Below are 17,331 nucleotides of genomic sequence, written 5' to 3'. Positions count from 1 at the left end.
GATCGGTAACCCCTGCCGCAGGCCCGACAGCGGCGTTGCATGCGGGCCGATGGGGATCAGGCCGGGTTATCGATATCCACGAAACGATGCTCAATGGCAAAACGTTGCGCCAGCCACTCGCCCAGCGCCTGAACGCCATAGCGTTCGGTGGCATGATGACCCGCGGCCAGATAATGAATTCCCATCTCTCGTGCCAGATGCGTCGTGCGTTCGGATATCTCGCCGGAAATGAAGGCATCGGCTCCGGCCTCGGCCGCCTGAGTGATCATGTCCTGGGCACCGCCGGTACACCAGGCGACACGCCGAATCTCGCCGGCCTGTGGTGATTCGATCAACAGGGGCTCGCGGGCCAGCCGCTCGCCAACATGCTGGGCCAGCTCCCCGGGCGTCAGCGGCGCGCTGGGCGAACCATGCCACAACAGCCCCTGCCCGAGCTCACCATCCAGACAGCCGGCCACCTCGAAGCCGAGTCGATCGGCCAGCATGGCATTATTGCCGAGCGTCCCATGGGCATCGAGCGGCAGGTGATAGGCCAGCAGATTGATATCGTGCCCCAGCAGGGTCGCCAGGCGCTGACGCTTCATGCCGACGACATTGACCGGCTCGTTCTTCCAGAAGTAGCCGTGATGCACCAGCACCATGTCGGCCTGCCAGGCCACGGCCTCGTCGAGCAATGCCTGGCACGCCGTGACCCCGCTCAGTATCCGCTGGATCTGCGCCCGGCCGCCCACCTGGAGGCCATTGGCAGTGAAGTCCTTGAAGCTTGACGCGGCCAGCTCCCGCTCGCAGATGGTGACCACTTCATCGCGCGTCGTCATGAACCCTCCGGGCGTGGTAAGAGAGGAAATGTTATCATCAGCACATTGTAACCAGCGCCCAAAGCCCCCGCGACCAGGCATAAGGAACTTCTCCCGCATGCGACGCGCTCTCCCCTATCTCTGGCCCGTTCTGATCGGCGTGCTGGCTGCTGTGGTGTTGCTCAATGCCTTTCCTCAGCTGCTCGGGCGTCAGGCCAGTGAAACAGCTGGCGACAGCGGCGGCCAGCAGGCCCGGACCCCGGAGATTCACCAGGCCGCCCCCTTGTCACGCGATGAAGGCCCGGTCAGCTATGCCCAGGCGGTCAAGCGCGCCGCGCCGGCGGTGGTCAACATCTACTCGTCACGCGTGGTCGAGCGCGACTCCCACCCCCTGATGTCGGACCCCTTCTTTCGGCAATTCTTTGGCGATGATGCCCCCAGCCGGCGGCGCATGCTCTCCAGCCTGGGCTCGGGCGTGATTGTCAGCGAGGAAGGCTATGTGCTCACCAACCATCATGTCATCCAGGGCGCCGATCAGATTCAGGTAGCGCTGCGCGACGGCCGCGAGACCCTGGCGGAAGTGGTCGGCACCGACCCGGAAAGTGACCTGGCGGTGCTGCGCATCGACCTGCCGGACCTGCCGGTCATCGAGCTGAGTGACTCAGAGAAAGTGGCGGTCGGCGACGTCAGCCTGGCCATCGGCAACCCCTTCGGCGTGGGGCAGACCGTGACCATGGGCATCATCAGCGCCACCGGACGCAGCCACCTGGGGCTGAGTGCCTACGAGGACTTCATTCAAACTGATGCTGCCATCAACCCGGGCAATTCCGGCGGGGCCCTGATCAACCCCAAGGGTGCCCTGGTCGGCATCAACACCGCCATCTTCTCGCGTTCGGGCGGCTCCCAGGGCATCGGCTTCGCCATTCCCTCCAACCTGGCCGGCAACATTCTCAAGGAGATCGTCACCAAGGGGCGGGTCATTCGCGGCTGGCTGGGCATCGAAGTCCAGGAGCTCGACGCCGAACTGGCTGCCTCCTTCGGCCTCGAGTCCACCAATGGCGTGGTCATCGCCAATGTCGTGCCCAACGGGCCCGCCGCCAAAGCCGGCCTGCAGCCCGGCGACGTGCTGTTGAAGGTCGACGGCAAGCCCATCCGCGACCCACGCAAGACCATGAGCGATATCGCAGCCGTGAAGCCCGGTAGTCAATTACCGGTGACCATCGTGCGTAACGGCGAAACCCGGCAAATCACGCTCACCGTTGCCGAACGCCCGACCCCGAGCCGCCCTCGTCCAACCAGCCCGCGCGACGCTGACGAGCCGGATGACAGCCAGGAGGCGCCGTCATCGCCGGAGAGTAGCGACGATGACGAGGCCAGCGCCTCGACCAAGGATCGAACCGAAGCCGACGACACGGCGCGGCGAGACAACGCTACCCCGGCGGGCGAGACGCCCTAGCCCACCGCCTGAAAACGACGATGCCCCGCCAGGCGGGGCATCGAGGGGAGGCGGAGCCAGGGACCTCTCAATCGCGAATGCGGTACTCGGCACTGCGCGCATGAGCGGTGAGCGACTCGCCCCGCGCCAGCACCGACGCCGTGGTACCGAGCCGCGAAGCTCCCTGGGGCGAACACTGGATCAACGAGGAACGCTTCTGGAAGTCGTAGACCCCCAGCGGCGACGAGAAGCGTGCCGTGCCCGAGGTCGGCAGCACATGGTTTGGCCCGGCGCAATAATCGCCCAGCGCCTCGGCGGTGTGGCGGCCCATGAAGATGGCACCAGCGTGGCGAACCTGCGGCAGCCAGGCTTGCGGCTCCGCCACCGACAATTCCAGATGTTCGGGGGCGACACGATTGATCAGCGCCAGCGCCTCGTCCTGGTCGCGGCAGTGAATCAGGGCCCCGCGGCTCGCCAGCGAGGCGCGCACGATGTTCTCACGCTCGAGCGTCGGCAACTGACGCGCCATGGCCTCAGCAACCGCTTCCAGGTGCTCGGCATCCCAGCTGATCAGGATCGCCTGGGCATCCTCGTCATGCTCGGCCTGGGAGAACAGGTCCATGGCCAGCCAGTCGGCATCGGTCTGGCCGTCGGAAACCACCAGAATCTCCGAGGGACCGGCGATCATGTCGATGCCCACGCGGCCGAAGACCGCCCGCTTGGCGGTCGCCACATAGATGTTGCCGGGCCCGACGATCTTGTCGACCCGCGGCACCGTCTCGGTTCCGTAGGCCAGTGCCGCCACCGCCTGGGCCCCGCCGATGGTGAAGACATGGTCGACACCGGCGAGATAGGCCGCCGCCAGCACCAGGTCGTTGAGCACGCCATCCGGGGTCGGCACTACCATGACGATCTCGGCAACCCCGGCGACATGGGCCGGAATGGCATTCATCAACACCGAGGAGGGATAGGCCGCCTTGCCGCCGGGCACATAGATGCCGGCGCGATCCAGCGGCGTGACCTGTTGGCCCAGCACGGTACCGTCGGCCTCGGTGTACTGCCAGGAGGTCGGCTTCTGCTGCTCGTGATAGTGGCGAATCCGCTCGGCGGCATGCGCCAATGCCTCGCGCTGCTCGGCCGGCAGGTTGTCATGGGCCTGACGCAGGCGTTCGGCGTCGAGCGTCAGTTCGGCCATGCCGGCCACGGACAGGCGGTCCAAACGGTTGCTGTATTCCACCAGGGCGGCATCGCCGCGCTGTTGAACGGCCGCCAGGATACCGCTGACACGTTGCTGCACCTCGGCATCGGACACCCCTTCCCAGGCCAGCAGGGCCTCGAGTCGTGTGTCGAAGTCGCCATCGCTGGTAGCCAGCCGGTTGATCTCCAGGCTGTTGGCAGACGCTTCACGCATGATGATTCTTCCCCTTGCAACGATTGGTCGCCTCAGGCGTCCTGGGTTTCCCGGCGGCTGGCCACGGCCTCGTTCAAGCGTGCGATCAGCGGCTTGAGGCGGTCGTGCTTCATGGTCATGGCGGCCTTGTTGACCACCAGACGCGTGCTGATCGGCGCGATCAGTTCGCGCGGCTCCATGCCGTTGGCGCGCAGGGTGTTGCCGGTATCGACGATGTCGACGATCTCGTCGGCCAGATTCATCAGGGGAGCCAGTTCCATGGCGCCGTACAACTTGATGACCTCGGCCTGGACGCCCTGCTCTGCATAGTAGCGCCGCGCCACCTCGACGAACTTGGTCGCCACGCGTCGGCGTGCCTGACTCGGCGCGGCCCCCGTCATGCCGGCCGTCATCAGCTTGCAGCGAGCAATCTCCAGGTCCAGCGGCTCATAAAGGCCTTCGGCCCCATGCTCCAGTAGCACGTCCTTGCCGGCCACGCCGACATCCGCGGCCCCCAACTGCACATAGGTCGGCACATCGGTCGCCCGAATCACCACCAGCTTGACATCCGCCAGGTTGGTATCGAACAGCAGCTTGCGGCTCGACGAGAGGTCCTCCACCGGCGTGATGCCGGCATCCGCCAGCAGCGGCAGGGTCTCGTCAAGAATACGCCCCTTGGAAAGGGCCAGGATCAATTGCTTGCTCATGGTATTGCCCGTTGTCGACTTCAGCCCGGCACGCGTCGAATCTTCGCGCCCAGCAGTTGCAGCTTCTCCTCGATGCACTCATAACCACGATCGATGTGATAGATGCGGTCCACCAGTGTCTCGCCGGCCGCCATCATGGCCACGATCACCAGCGAGGCCGAGGCACGTAGGTCTGTCGCCATCACCGGCGCTCCCGACAGGCTCTCCACGCCCGAGATCACTGCGGTATTGCCCTCGAGCGCAATATCGGCGCCCATGCGGTTGAGCTCCTGGACGTGCATGAAACGATTCTCGAATATCGTCTCCACGACGCGCGAGGTGCCCTCGGCCACCGCATTCATTGCCACGAACTGGGCCTGCATGTCGGTGGGAAAGGCCGGATAGGGCGCCGTGCGGATGCTGACCGCCCGGGGCCGCTTGCCCTGCATGTCCAGCGCGATCCAGTCATCGCCATGCGTCACCTTGGCACCGGCCTCCTCGAGCTTGGCGAGCACGGCATCCAGCAGATCGGCCCGGGTATTGCGTACCCGCACCCGACCCCGCGACAACGCCGCCGCCACCAGGAAGGTGCCGGTTTCGATGCGGTCGGGCATGACGTCATGCTCGGCACCATGCAGGCGTTCGACACCGTGAATGGTGATGGTGTCAGAGCCGTGGCCACGAATGTCGGCGCCCATCTTGATCAGACACTCGGCCAGGTCGACCACCTCAGGCTCGCGGGCGGCATTCTCGAGCACGGTGGTGCCCTCGGCCAGGGTCGCGGCCATCAGCAGGTTTTCGGTGCCGGTCACGGTCACCGTATCGAAGAAGATGGTCGCCCCTTTCAGGCGTCCGTCCACCCGGGCGCGAATGTAGCCACTCTCGACGCGGATCTCGGCGCCCATGGCCTCGAGGCCACGCAAGTGCAGGTCCACCGGACGCGAGCCAATGGCGCAACCCCCCGGCAGGGAGACATCCGCCTTGCCGAAGTGCGCCAGCAAGGGGCCCAGCACCAGGATGGAGGCGCGCATCTTCTTGACCAGCTCATAGGGCGCGTGACAGTCCGTGACCTGCCCGCCATCGAGCTGAATGCTCATGCGCTCGCCCATGACCGGCTGCACGCCCATGTGACCGAGCAGCTCGAGGGTCGTGGTGATATCCTGCAGGTGCGGCAGGTTACCGATGGTCACGGGCTCGTCGGCCAGCAGAGTGGCACACAGAATGGGCAGCGCCGCATTCTTGGCGCCGCTCGCCCAGACTTCTCCGTCGACGGGGCCACCCCCGGTGATGATCAGCTTGTCCATGTTTGGGTCGACCCTCAGGCCCCCTTGCTCTCGGCAGCATCCTGCCATTGCTGCGGGGTGTAAGTACGAATGGTGATGGCGTGGAGGGCGCCGGAGGCGATCTCGTCGGACAGTGCGCCATAGACCAGTTGTTGCCGCTTGACGCGCGACAGCCCGTCGAAGGCTTCACCCACGGCGGTCACCTGGAAGTCGCAGCCCTCGCCCTGAATATAAAACTCGCAATCGTCGATACGGCTCTCGAGAAGCGCCTTGACGTCACTGGGATGCATGGAGTCCTCGCGTTTCGCTGTCGTCGGTGGATGCACCGCATAAAAATGTCGGCGTCATTGTCGCCGACATGGTAAAGAAAAGCATGGCGCTTGGCGATGCCGCTGGCATCGTCTCAAGCGCTCGAGGCACAGCTCGGATCAGGCAACAGGCGGTTCAGCTCCGCGACCTCGGTCAGCCGGGCCAGCGGCGCCGAGAGGCGCACTCCGGCGACGTCGAGGCCGCCGTGCTCGGCCGTGCGCAACCATTCGAGCAGCACACTGAGCGCAGCACTGCTGACACGATCGATGCCCTGCAGATCGAAGGTCACGGCGCCGCCCGACGGGCAACCCGCCAGCCACTCACGGCCGGCGGCAGCCAGCGAGGCCGCACTCTCGAAGTCCACGCGACCGATCACGCGCAGCGTGGTGCCCTCACCCTCCAGCCGGTTGGCACCGTCCTCGAGCAGGACACTCACTCACCTTCCTCCAGTTCTTTCACATCGAGCTCGGGCCCCCAACCATCAATCACCGCATCGTAATCGCGGTTGTTGGCCCGCATGGCCTGATCGAACTGGTTGCGGAAGGTCAGTCCCAGATTGATGCCATTGACGATCACATTGACAACCTTCCACTGACCATCATCGAGGCGCATCGTGTAGCTGACCGGATAGACAGTGCCGTCCGTACCGACCACCTCCATGTGGACACTGGCCTGGTCCTCGTAGCGCGACCCTTCCTGGTCATCGAGGACACGAATCTCGCGATAGTCGAAGGTAACCAGCCCCTTCGAGTAGGTGTCGATCAAGGTCTGACGGAAGGTATCGACGAAGCGCGAACGCTGCTGAGGCGTCGCATTACTGAAATAGCGGCCCATCACGCTGGCGGCGATGTAACGCATGTCCGCCACCTTGGCCAGATTGTCCTCGACTACACTCGCCAGTTCGTCTGGATGCTGCGCGAAATAATCCTTGCGTCCCTCGATCTGCGACATCAGGGTATCGACGCTGTCGCGAATCAAGGCTTCCGGGCTCTCGCCTTCCTGCGCCTGAACCGGCAGTACCACCATCGACACAACCAGCAGCAACAGGCCGGCACGCAGCCGGGCCATGGGTATAGTCAGCATATTCATCACTCCGAAGCCATATTGGATACAAACTGCTGGATCAACTCCTCCAGCACCAGGGCGGATTGGGTATCACGAATCCGGTCACCACCTTCCAGGGTCTCGGGCGCGCCTCCCACCGAGAGACCGATGTACTGCTCACCCAGCAATCCCGAAGTCAGAATGGCCGCGGTACTGTCCTCGGGCAACTTGCCTTCCAGCTCCCCATCGATTTCCATCACCACCCGGGCATCATACCACTCGGTGTCCAGCTCGATGCTTTCGACCCGGCCCACGGTGACACCCGCCATGGTGACCCGGGCCCGAGGCTTCAGACCGCCGATATTGGCGAAGTTGGCCTGCAGCTCGAACCGGCTTTCCGGGGTCTGCAGGCTCAGCCCGCTGACTCTCAGACCGAGAAACACCAATCCGATGATGCCGGCCAGCATGAAGAGGCCAACGCCGAGTTCCATTGTCTTGCTACGCTTCATTGCGTGTCTCCGAACATCAGGACAAACCTCCGAACATGACGGCGGTCAACAGGAAATCCAGACCGAGAACCGCCAAGGAGGCATATACCACCGTGCGCGTGGTGGCTCGCGAAATGCCTTCAGAAGTGGGCACCAGGGCATAGCCCTGATACACCGCGATCCAGGTGACCACCAGGGCAAACACCAGGCTCTTGAGCAAACCGTTGCCGACATCCCCGATGAAGTCGACGCTGGCCTGCATATTGCCCCAGTAGGAGCCCTCGAATACGCCCAGCCACTGCACCCCGACCAGCTGTCCGCCCCAGACACCGACCACCCCGAAGCCAATGGTCAGCAGCGGCAGGGCCACGAAACCGGCCCAGAGGCGCGGCGCGACGATGCGGCGCAAGGGGTCGACGCCGATCATTTCCATGCTGGTGAGCTGCTCGGTGGCCTTCATCAGGCCGATTTCCGCGGTCAGTGCCGAACCGGCGCGCCCGGCAAACAGCAGGGCGGCCACCACCGGCGCCAGTTCTCGCAGCAAGGAGAGTGCCACCATCTGCCCCAGCGCATCCTCGGCCCCGAAGTCGACCAAGATGGTATAGCCCTGCAGGGCCAGCACCATGCCAATGAACAACCCCGAGACCAGAACGATCGCCAACGACAGTACACCGACGAAGTGCACCTGACGCAGCCAGAGACGAATGCCCTCGACAGAGGGGATGCCGAACATCGACTGGGCGAGGAAGATTCCGGCGTCGCCAAGGCTCTCCAGGGCCGAGCAACCCCAGCGACCGAGGCGCCTGATGCGTTCGATCATTGCCGGCCTCCCGCATCCATCAGGTCGGCATGGAAGTCCGTGGCAGGATAGTGGAAGGGCACCGGCCCATCCGGCTCGCCATGCACGAACTGGCGCACTCGCGCGTCCTGATCCACATCGAGGCTCTCGGGGGTGCCATGCGCCATGACCTGGCCATCAGCGATGACATAGACATAATCGGCGATGGACAGGGTCTCCTTGATGTCATGTGATACCACCACCGCCGTGAGCCCGAGGGCGTCATTGAGCCGCCGAATCAGTTGCACCAGCACGCCCATGGAAATCGGATCCTGACCGACGAAGGGCTCGTCATACAGGATCAGTTCCGGATCCAGGGCAATGGCCCGCGCCAGCGCCACCCGGCGCGCCATGCCGCCGGAAAGCTCGGCGGGCGACAGCTCACGGGCACCGCGCAACCCCACGGCCTGCAGCTTGAGCAGTACCAGATCGCGAATCATCGACTCCGGCAGGTCGGTATGCACCCGCAGCGGAAAGGCGACGTTCTCGTAGACATTCAGGTCCGAAAAGAGTGCCCCGCTCTGGAAGAGCATGCCCATGCGCCGCCGCAGGCCGAACAGCGACTTGCGCGACAGCCGGTGCACGTCCTCGCCATCGATGCGCACTCGCCCGGCATCCGGGGCCAACTGGCCGCCGACCAGCTTGAGCAGGGTGGTCTTGCCGGTGCCGCTGGGCCCCATGATGGCGGTCACCTGGCCACGCGGAATGACCATGTCGATGCCGCGGAAGATCGCCGTCTCGCCGCGAGCATAGTGCAGGCCTTCCACTTCAACGAAGGGAGAGTCGGTCATCCGTATGCGTTCCTGAAGAGAATTATCGAACATCGTATCCTAACTGGGTCGCGGCGCGCCAGCGCAGACCGGCGGCGCTTGCACCGGCTCGATGGAGCATGTTCAATAGGCCACTTTTCCACCTTGGACATTCTGCCTACCATGCTGATACCCGCCCTGCTTGTCGTCCTCGGTCTTGTCGGCCTGCTCTGGAGTGCCGACCGCTTCGTCGGCGCCGCCGCCGCGACCGCCTACCGCGCCGGCATGAGCACGATGTTGGTCGGCATGACGATCGTGTCGATCGGCACCTCGGCCCCGGAAATCGTGGTCTCGCTCATGGCCACACTGGATGGCGTGCCCAACCTGGCCACCGGCAATGCCCTGGGCTCCAATATCGCCAACATCGGTCTTGTGCTCGGGATCACCGCCCTGGTAGTGCCGATTCCGGTACGTTTTTCCATTGTGCGCAAGGAGTTGCCGCTGTTGCTCGGCGCCACCGGCCTGGCCGGCTATGCGCTGGCCAATGGGCAACTGGACCGCCTGGATGGCCTGCTGCTGGTGATACTGCTGGTATTCAGCCTGTGGTGGCTGTTCCGCGCCGATACACCCGGCGCTTCGGATACCGACACCGAAATTCCCGATATGTCGCTGCTGCGCGCCCTGCTCTGGTTGACCCTGACCCTGGCCATCATGGTGGCAAGCTCGCGCGCTCTGGTCTGGGGCGCCAGCGAAATTGCGCGGGGCTTTGGCATCAGTGAGCTGGTCATCGGCCTGACCATCGTCGCCATCGGCACCAGCCTGCCTGAGCTGTCTGCCTGCATAGCCAGTGCTCTGAAACGCCACCACGACCTGGCCATCGGCAACGTCATCGGCTCCAACCTGTTCAACATGCTCGCCGTGCTGCCAATTCCCGCCCTGCTGCGTCCGGGTGCCACCGATCCTGCTGCCGCCGGTCGCGATTATCCGGTCATGCTGCTGCTGACCCTGGCACTGGGCATGCTGTTACTCTGGCAACGCCACGGATACATCCGGCGGCTGGCCGGCTTCCTGCTGGCCGCCATCTACATTGCCTACCTGATCGTTCTGGGCAGCCAGCACATCACCGCAGGCGCTTGAGCCTTGAGAGAACTCCCGGGACGGGCAACAATCACACCATGACTGACACGACTTCTCCTTCCGATCTGCTGCGCAACAGCGCGATACGCACCCTGACTCTGGAGCAGCAGGCCATCGGCGCCCTGATCGAGCATCTCGATGGCGACTTCGAACATGCCTGCGAGCTCATCCTGGGCTGCTCGGGCCGTGTGGTGGTGACCGGCATGGGCAAGTCCGGCCATATCGGCGGCAAGATTGCCGCCACCCTGGCCAGCACCGGCTCCCCAGCTTTCTTCGTGCATCCCGGCGAGGCCAGCCATGGCGACCTGGGCATGATCACGCCCGGCGATGTGGTCCTGGCCTTGTCGCACTCCGGCGAGACGGCCGAGGTGACCGCCCTGCTGCCCCTGCTCAAGCGCCTGGGCACTCCCCTGATCAGCATGACCGGACGCCCGCATTCGACTCTCGGTCGCCATGCCGACGCCCACCTCTTTGCCGGCGTCGAACGCGAGGCCTGCCCCCTGGATCTGGCGCCCACCTCCTCGACCACCGCCGCCCTGGCCTTGGGGGATGCCCTGGCCGTGGCCCTGCTGGAGGCCCGCGGTTTCACCGAAGAAGACTTTGCCCTGTCCCATCCCGGCGGCAGCCTCGGCAAGCGACTCTTGCTACGCGTATCGGACCTGATGCACCACGGCAGTCGCCTGCCGCGCGTGGCTTCCGGCAGCCCGCTGCGCGATGCCCTGCTGGAAATCACTCGACAGGGGCTTGGCTTCACCTGTGTCGTCGATCCCGGTGATTACCTGGTGGGTGTCTACACCGACGGTGATCTGCGGCGTACCCTGGACCACCATGCCGACCTGAGCCAGTTGACGGTGGACGACGTGATGACCGCTCCCGGCAAGCGCATCTCCCCCGACACCCTCGCGGCCGAGGCCGTGCGCATAATGGAAGACAACCGCATCACCGCGCTGGCCGTGGTGGATCCGGACGGTCACCCGGTCGGTGCCCTGCACATGCATGACCTGCTGGCCAGCGGCGTCATCTGATCACCGGAGTTGTCATGCCTGACACGACCTTCGCCTCACCCCTGCTCGAGCGCATGGCCAGGATTCGACTGCTGGCCCTCGACGTGGACGGCGTGCTGTCCGATGGCCGGCTCTACTTCCAGTCCGACGGCAGTGAAACCAAGGCGTTTCACACTCTGGACGGCCAGGGCATCAAGATGCTGCAGAGCGTCGGCGTGCGCGTGGCCTTGATCACTGGGCGCGATTCCCCCATGGTCGCCGAGCGGGCCATGGCGTTGGGGGTCGCACACCTTCACCAGGGCATCACGCACAAGCTGCCCGTGCTGCGCCGGCTGAGCCACGAGCTCGGGCTCGAGCTCGAAGAGGTGGCCTACTGTGGCGATGACCTGCCCGACCTGGCTTCTATCCACCACGCCGGGATCGGCATCAGTGTGCCTAATGCGCCGCCCTATATCGGCGCCCATGCCGACTGGATCACCGAGCGCCCGGGTGGCCACGGCGCCGTTCGCGAGATCTGCGATGCACTGCTCAAGGCCCGGGGAGACTGGGAGGCCATGCTCGCCCGCCACCTGAAGGATCCGGAGTGACGTCATGCGACTCCCGAGACCCGGTTTTCGGACCTGGCTGTTTCTGCTGTTGCTGGCCATGGGCGGCGGCCTGACACTGCTCGACCAGCGCCAGAGCGGCTCGAGCGGACCGCTGCCACCGAGCCCATCCGGCGAGCCAGATTATTATCTCGAGGACGTCGAGGCGACGCGCTATGACGTCCAGGGACGCCCGCATCAGCGGCTTCAGGCGCCGCGCCTGTCTCACACGCCCGGCGACGATGTCACCCGACTGGAAAGCCCATACCTGCGGCTGCGCGATGACAGCGGACGCCACTGGACGGCACGCGCCGAACAGGGGCGCCTGGAAGGCGGCGGCTCGCCGCTGGTGCTCAGCGGCAATGTACGCCTGGCAGCGCCCGAAGAGCGCTGGCAGCTGACGACCCGGGTCCTGCACTACAATGCCGATACGGCTCATGCCTGGAGCGAGGCACCGGTCACGCTGCGCCAGCCGCCGCAACGCATGCAGGCCGAACGTTTCGATGTCTGGCTCGATGACAGCCGGGCCCGACTGTCCGACAATGTCCGCGGCTACCACCCGCCGGCAACCGACGAGGATCCCGCGCCATGATGCGACCGACCCTGGCCCCGCTGCTGGGCCTGGCAGTGACGCTGCTGCTGACGCCAGTTCCGCAGGCCCTGGCCCTCGAGGGCGATGCCAGTGCCCCCATCCAGGTGGAGGCCGACCGCCTCGTGCTCGATGATCAAGCCGGCACGGCCGTCTATCAGGGGGAGGTGCGCATCCAGCAGGGCAGCATGAAGCTGCAGGGCGAGCGCGTGGAAATTCGCCGCAATGATGCCGGTCAGCTATCGCGTGCCATTGCCACCGGCGGACGGGCCTACATCGAGCAGAAACCGGCGCCTGATGCCGACCTCGTCCAGGGTTGGGCCAGGCGCATCGTCTACCATGTCGCGGAACGCCGCCTCGAACTGGTCGACCAGGCCGAACTGCACAAGGGGGATGACACCTTCAAGGGCGGCTATCTGGAATACTTCCTTGATCGCCGGGTCGTCCAGGCGCGTTCCTCGGCGGAAGGCGTGGAGGGCAAGCAGCGCGTGCGCATGACTCTGGAACCCGAACAGCAGGAAGGCCAATGAAGACGCTGCACGCTCGCCACCTGGCCAAGAGCTACAAGCGCCGCCGGGTCGTCCACGACATCAGTCTGGAAATCGGCCAGGGCCATGTCATCGGCCTGCTCGGCCCCAACGGGGCCGGCAAGACCACTTCCTTCTATATGATCGTGGGACTGGTGCGTGCCGATGCCGGCCGAGTCGCCATCGACGACCATGACCTATCGAGCGCCGCCATGCACGTACGGGCCCGCGCCGGCATCGGCTACTTGCCCCAGGAAGCCTCGATCTTTCGCAAGCTGAGCGTGGCCGACAACATCATGGCGATCCTCGAGACCCGCAAGGACCTCGACCGCAGTGGTCGTCGCCAGCGACTGGAAACCCTGCTCGAGGACTTCCATGTGACGCATATCCGCGACAACGCCGGCATGAGCCTGTCCGGCGGCGAACGTCGCCGCGTGGAGATCGCCCGCGCCCTGGCCACCGAGCCCGACTTCATCCTGCTGGACGAACCCTTCGCCGGGGTGGATCCGATCTCGGTGGGCGAGATCAAGGGCATCATTCGCCAGTTGAAGACCCGCGGCATCGGCGTGCTGATCACCGACCACAATGTGCGCGAGACACTGGATATCTGCGACGGCGCCTATATCGTGGGCGACGGTCAGATCATCGCCGAGGGCGATGCCGAGACGATTCTCGCCAACCAGCGCGTGCGTGACGTCTACCTGGGCCAGGACTTCCGCCTCTGACCCCGCACACCGGAGCTCGGTCACCGATCGCCACCCGACCGTGCAGCACAGCATCGTCAAGAATCATGAACCGAGCCACCGGCCCCGCTCCATTTGGCCCGAGTCTTGCATGAAGAGCCTCGCCGGATTAGGGTAGAAGCCCCAAGACCGTCACCCGGACCTCTCGTCTATGGCCATGAAGGCTTCTCTGCAACTGCGGCTCGGCACCCAGCTGACCATGACGCCTCAGCTGCAACAGGCCATCGCCCTGCTGCAGCTCTCGACACTCGACCTGCGCCAGGAAGTCCAGCAGGCACTGGAATCCAACCCCATGCTGGAGCTCGAGGAAGACTTCGGCGAACAGGCCGTGAGCGACAACCCGGAAGACGACTGGGCCAGTGACATTCCCGATCAACTGACCGTCGACAGTGACTGGTCGGATACCTATCAGGATGCCGGGTTGGGCAGCACGGGCAGTGGCGAGGCGCCGGACTTCGAACGCCAGGCCGCCGGCCAGAGCCTGCAGGGACACCTGACCTGGCAGCTCGCCATGAGCGGCATGCAAGAACCCGACACGCGCGTCGCCGAGAGCCTGATCGACGCCGTGAATGACGATGGCTACCTCGACCAGCCACTGGAAGACATCCGCGAAGGATTGCGCGCCCAGGGCCTGGACGAGCTGACGGACCAGGATGTCGAGCGGGTGCTGCAGCGGCTACAGCAGTTCGAACCGACCGGTGTCCTCGCCCGCGACCTGAGCGAATGCCTGCTGCTGCAGCTCGCCACCCTGCCTCGAGAGACGCCCCACCTGCCCCAGGCCAGGCGCCTGGTCCGCCAGTTCCTCGAGGCCCTGGCCGGCGATGACCGACGCCTGCTGAAGCGCCGCCTGAGCCTGGACGACGCGGCGCTCGATGAGGTCATCACGCTGATTCGAGAGCTCGACCCGCGCCCCGGGAGCGCCTTCACCGCCGGCGGCGATGACTATGTCATTCCCGACCTGATCGCGCGACGCGGCGAGCAGGGCTGGCAGGTCGAACTCAACCCGGACGCCCTGCCCCGCCTGCGCATTCAGCCCGATTACGCGGCGCTCATCCGCCGCGCCGACAAGAGCCAGGACAACCAGTTCCTCAAGGATCACCTGCAGGAAGCCCGCTGGCTGCTCAAGAGTCTGGCCAGCCGCAACGACACCCTGCTGCGGGTCGGCCATGAGGTCATGGCGCGCCAGATCGATTTTCTGGAGCATGGCGAGGAGGCCATGAAACCGCTGATCCTGGCCGATATCGCCCAGGCCGTGGACATGCACGAATCGACGATTTCCCGGGTCACCACCCAGAAATACATTTACACCCCACGCGGCGTCTTCGAGCTCAAGTACTTCTTTTCCAGCCACGTCGGCGATGGTGACGAGGCCCACTCCAGCACCGCCATCCGCGCCCGCATCCGCAAGCTGATCCAGGACGAGACGCCACGCAAGCCGCTGTCCGACAACAAGCTGGTCAGCCTCCTCGCCGAGGAAGGCATCGAGGTGGCACGACGCACCGTGGCCAAGTACCGCGAGTCCATGCACATCCCTTCCTCGAGCCAACGCAAGCGCCTGCGTTGAACGTTGACGACAGTGTACGCAGCCAGCGGGCGACAGGGGGTTTGCACGACTCCAAAAAGGGTTACAATCAAGCCACAACCCATGGAGCAAGGAGCGTGTCATGCAAGTCAACCTCACCGGCCATCATGTGGAATTGACCGACGCCCTGCGGGACTATGTACAAGAGAAGCTCGCGCGTCTCGAACGTCATTACGACAACATCACGACCGTACAAGTGACACTCTCCGTGGAGAAGGAACGCCAGCAAGCCACCTGTACCCTTCACGCCGCTGGCGCCGACCTGCATGCCGAGGCCAAGGACAGCGACATGTACGCCGCCATCGATGCCCTGGCCGACAAGCTCGACAGGCAGCTGGTGAAGCACAAGGAAAAATCCCAGGCCCGCGCCCAGGGCGCCGCCAGCGTGCGCTGACCCATCATGACTCTGGAAACCATCCTGCCCCCCGAGCGCACCCTGTTCGATGTGCCCGGGGGGAGCAAAAAACGGGTGCTGGAATTCTTCAGTACTTTCATCGCCCAGAACACCCCCAGCCTGGACAGCCAGGAGGTTTTCAGCCGCCTGATCGGCCGGGAACGCCTGGGCAGTACCGGGATTGGCCACGGCGTGGCCATTCCGCATTCGCGGAATCCGCACTGCAAGGCGCCCATCGCCGGCTTCCTGAAGCTGGCCGATGCCATCGACTTCGACGCCGTGGATGGCGAGCCAGTCGACCTGGTGTTCGTCCTGCTGGTGCCCGAAGCCGCCGATGATGCCCATCTGGCACTGCTCGGCCAGGTCGCCGCAGTAATGAACGACGCTGAGACACGTCACGCCCTGCGGCGTGCCGACAGTCAGCACACCCTTCACGAATGTCTGGTCGAAGCGATCCGCCGACAGTCTTCCGCCTGACGGCCCCCTATGCGGCCTCGCCCCAAGCCCCTTCCAGGAGACCGCCATGCAGATCGTCATCATTAGTGGCCGCTCAGGCTCGGGGAAATCGATTGCCCTGCAGGCGCTCGAGGACCTCGGCTTCTATGCCATCGACAACCTGCCGGCCATGCTGCTGGGTTCCCTGGTCGACGAACTGCGCAGCGACCAGCTCAACCCCTCGGTGGCCGTGAGCATCGATGCCCGCAACCTGCCGCATGCCCTGCAGCGCTTCCCCAGCCTGCTGCAGGAGCTGCGCCAGCGAGACATTCAGTGCCAGGTCGTCTATCTCACCACGGATGCGCGCATCCTGCTGGAACGCTACTCGGCCACACGCCGACGCCACCCCTTGACCCGCAACAACCGCATGACGCTGGCCGAGGCCATCGATCATGAAGAAAGCGCCCTGACCGAGATTCGCGACCTGGCCGATCTCGTGATCGATACCTCCCGCCTGTCGGTGCACGAACTGCGCAGCCGCATCGCCGACCAGCTCGCCGATCGCGGCTCGGAGGCCCTGGCCCTGACGGTCGAATCCTTCGGCTTCAAGCGCGGCGTGCCCCTGGACGCCGACATCGTCTTCGATGCGCGCTGCCTGCCCAACCCGTACTGGGACCCATCGCTGCGCGAGTCCACCGGGCGCGACCGCAATGTGGTCGACTTCCTCGCCGGCTACACCATGGTCGAGGAAATGCAGACCGACATCCGCGCCTGGGTGGAACGCTGGCTGCCCCGCTATCAGGCCAGTCAGCGCAGCTATCTGACCGTGGCCATCGGCTGCACCGGCGGCCAGCACCGCTCCGTCTACCTGGCCGAGCGCCTGGCCCACGACCTGGCCACGCACTATCCCGGCGTGCGTCTCCGCCACCGGGAACTGGGCATACAACTCAGCCGTCTCTCTCCGGAAACGGCCCCTGCACCGGACGACTGCGAGAAGGAACCCTGAGGACGTGGCCAGCCGCAAGCTCACCCTGACCAACAAGCGCGGCCTGCATGCCCGCGCCGCCACGCGACTGGTGCAATGCTGCCAGGCCTACAACGCCAGCGTAACGGTCTCCAACGGCGCCCAGAGCGCCGACGCCGCCAATGTCATGTCGCTGCTGATGCTCGCCGCGCCCTGCGGCACCGAACTGACCCTGGAAGCCGACGGCAAGGACGGCGACGCGGTGCTCGACGCGCTGGAGCAACTGTTCCACGCACGGTTCGACGAGGAAGCCTGACAGCCGTAAGCCGTAAACCGTAAGCCGTAAGCCGTAA

Annotated in this window: 22 protein-coding genes; 12 read left to right on the top strand and 10 right to left on the bottom strand. The window is 65.0% G+C overall.

The window, feature by feature from the left end; genetic code table 11:
* Positions 1-56 precede the first annotated feature (56 nt).
* A complete protein-coding gene (locus HHA01_RS05830; RefSeq protein ID WP_141318673.1) occupies positions 57-818 on the bottom strand; it encodes a Nif3-like dinuclear metal center hexameric protein in 762 nt (253 codons plus the stop codon).
* 97 nt (positions 819-915) lie between these two features.
* Between HHA01_RS05830 and HHA01_RS05825 the strand changes: the two genes are divergently transcribed.
* Positions 916-2,253, top strand: coding sequence for a Do family serine endopeptidase (locus HHA01_RS05825; RefSeq protein ID WP_141318671.1), 1,338 nt, complete (start codon positions 916-918; stop codon positions 2,251-2,253).
* Between the two features lie 67 nt (positions 2,254-2,320).
* Here the strand turns inward: HHA01_RS05825 and hisD are convergent, their stop codons facing one another.
* The 9 genes from hisD to HHA01_RS05780 form a co-directional block, all read right to left on the bottom strand.
* Entirely contained in the window at positions 2,321-3,643 is a 1,323-nt protein-coding gene (gene hisD / locus HHA01_RS05820) for a histidinol dehydrogenase (protein WP_141318669.1), read from the bottom strand.
* A gap of 32 nt (positions 3,644-3,675) precedes the next feature.
* Complete coding sequence (hisG, locus tag HHA01_RS05815) at positions 3,676-4,329, bottom strand: ATP phosphoribosyltransferase (protein ID WP_141318667.1); 654 nt, start codon at positions 4,327-4,329, stop codon at positions 3,676-3,678.
* A 20-nt stretch (positions 4,330-4,349) separates the two neighbouring features.
* On the bottom strand, positions 4,350-5,612 hold the full coding sequence (gene murA / locus HHA01_RS05810) for a UDP-N-acetylglucosamine 1-carboxyvinyltransferase (protein WP_141318665.1): 1,263 nt from the start codon (positions 5,610-5,612) through the stop codon (positions 4,350-4,352).
* A gap of 14 nt (positions 5,613-5,626) precedes the next feature.
* Positions 5,627-5,881, bottom strand: a complete 255-nt coding sequence (locus tag HHA01_RS05805) for a BolA family protein (protein ID WP_141318663.1) — start codon at positions 5,879-5,881, stop codon at positions 5,627-5,629.
* A 113-nt stretch (positions 5,882-5,994) separates the two neighbouring features.
* Entirely contained in the window at positions 5,995-6,336 is a 342-nt protein-coding gene (locus tag HHA01_RS05800; protein ID WP_141318661.1) for an STAS domain-containing protein, read from the bottom strand.
* Positions 6,333-6,989, bottom strand: a complete 657-nt coding sequence (locus HHA01_RS05795) for an MlaC/ttg2D family ABC transporter substrate-binding protein (protein WP_141318659.1) — start codon at positions 6,987-6,989, stop codon at positions 6,333-6,335. Before HHA01_RS05795 ends, HHA01_RS05800 begins: the two co-directional genes overlap by 4 nt.
* Positions 6,989-7,453, bottom strand: a complete 465-nt coding sequence (mlaD, locus tag HHA01_RS05790) for an outer membrane lipid asymmetry maintenance protein MlaD (RefSeq protein WP_141318657.1) — start codon at positions 7,451-7,453, stop codon at positions 6,989-6,991. Before mlaD ends, HHA01_RS05795 begins: the two co-directional genes overlap by 1 nt.
* 16 nt (positions 7,454-7,469) lie before the next feature.
* On the bottom strand, positions 7,470-8,252 hold the full coding sequence (mlaE, locus tag HHA01_RS05785; RefSeq protein WP_141318656.1) for a lipid asymmetry maintenance ABC transporter permease subunit MlaE: 783 nt from the start codon (positions 8,250-8,252) through the stop codon (positions 7,470-7,472).
* On the bottom strand, positions 8,249-9,061 hold the full coding sequence (locus tag HHA01_RS05780; RefSeq protein WP_141318655.1) for an ABC transporter ATP-binding protein: 813 nt from the start codon (positions 9,059-9,061) through the stop codon (positions 8,249-8,251). The genes mlaE and HHA01_RS05780 overlap by 4 nt, the downstream gene beginning before the upstream one ends.
* 141 nt (positions 9,062-9,202) lie before the next feature.
* On the opposite strand from HHA01_RS05780, the gene HHA01_RS05775 reads away from it, so the two are divergent.
* From HHA01_RS05775 to HHA01_RS05725, 11 genes are all read left to right on the top strand, one after another.
* A complete protein-coding gene (locus HHA01_RS05775; protein WP_141318654.1) occupies positions 9,203-10,156 on the top strand; it encodes a calcium/sodium antiporter in 954 nt (317 codons plus the stop codon).
* Between the two features lie 38 nt (positions 10,157-10,194).
* Complete coding sequence (locus HHA01_RS05770) at positions 10,195-11,181, top strand: KpsF/GutQ family sugar-phosphate isomerase (protein ID WP_141318653.1); 987 nt, start codon at positions 10,195-10,197, stop codon at positions 11,179-11,181.
* A gap of 14 nt (positions 11,182-11,195) precedes the next feature.
* Entirely contained in the window at positions 11,196-11,747 is a 552-nt protein-coding gene (locus HHA01_RS05765; RefSeq protein ID WP_141318652.1) for a KdsC family phosphatase, read from the top strand.
* 4 nt (positions 11,748-11,751) lie between these two features.
* Positions 11,752-12,336, top strand: a complete 585-nt coding sequence (lptC, locus tag HHA01_RS05760) for an LPS export ABC transporter periplasmic protein LptC (RefSeq protein ID WP_141318651.1) — start codon at positions 11,752-11,754, stop codon at positions 12,334-12,336.
* A complete protein-coding gene (gene lptA, locus HHA01_RS05755) occupies positions 12,333-12,863 on the top strand; it encodes a lipopolysaccharide transport periplasmic protein LptA (protein ID WP_141318650.1) in 531 nt (176 codons plus the stop codon). Before lptC ends, lptA begins: the two co-directional genes overlap by 4 nt.
* A complete protein-coding gene (gene lptB / locus HHA01_RS05750) occupies positions 12,860-13,585 on the top strand; it encodes an LPS export ABC transporter ATP-binding protein (RefSeq protein ID WP_141318648.1) in 726 nt (241 codons plus the stop codon). The genes lptA and lptB overlap by 4 nt, the downstream gene beginning before the upstream one ends.
* Positions 13,586-13,754: 169 nt before the next feature.
* Entirely contained in the window at positions 13,755-15,167 is a 1,413-nt protein-coding gene (locus HHA01_RS05745; RefSeq protein ID WP_141318647.1) for an RNA polymerase factor sigma-54, read from the top strand.
* A 100-nt stretch (positions 15,168-15,267) separates the two neighbouring features.
* Positions 15,268-15,579, top strand: a complete 312-nt coding sequence (gene hpf / locus HHA01_RS05740) for a ribosome hibernation-promoting factor, HPF/YfiA family (protein ID WP_141318645.1) — start codon at positions 15,268-15,270, stop codon at positions 15,577-15,579.
* Between the two features lie 6 nt (positions 15,580-15,585).
* A complete protein-coding gene (locus HHA01_RS05735; RefSeq protein WP_141318643.1) occupies positions 15,586-16,056 on the top strand; it encodes a PTS sugar transporter subunit IIA in 471 nt (156 codons plus the stop codon).
* A 46-nt stretch (positions 16,057-16,102) separates the two neighbouring features.
* The gene (rapZ, locus tag HHA01_RS05730; protein ID WP_141318641.1) at positions 16,103-17,020 is read left to right on the top strand and encodes an RNase adapter RapZ; all 918 of its coding nucleotides are present in this window, start codon (positions 16,103-16,105) and stop codon (positions 17,018-17,020) included.
* Positions 17,021-17,024: 4 nt separating this feature from the next.
* On the top strand, positions 17,025-17,294 hold the full coding sequence (locus HHA01_RS05725; protein WP_141318639.1) for an HPr family phosphocarrier protein: 270 nt from the start codon (positions 17,025-17,027) through the stop codon (positions 17,292-17,294).
* Positions 17,295-17,331 lie beyond the last annotated feature (37 nt).

The sequence above is a fragment of the Halomonas halmophila genome (genome assembly GCF_006540005.1).
Taxonomy (GTDB): domain Bacteria; phylum Pseudomonadota; class Gammaproteobacteria; order Pseudomonadales; family Halomonadaceae; genus Halomonas; species Halomonas halmophila.
The sequence above is the reverse complement of the archived record's forward strand: the minus strand, read 5'-3'. Positions and strand labels throughout refer to the sequence as shown.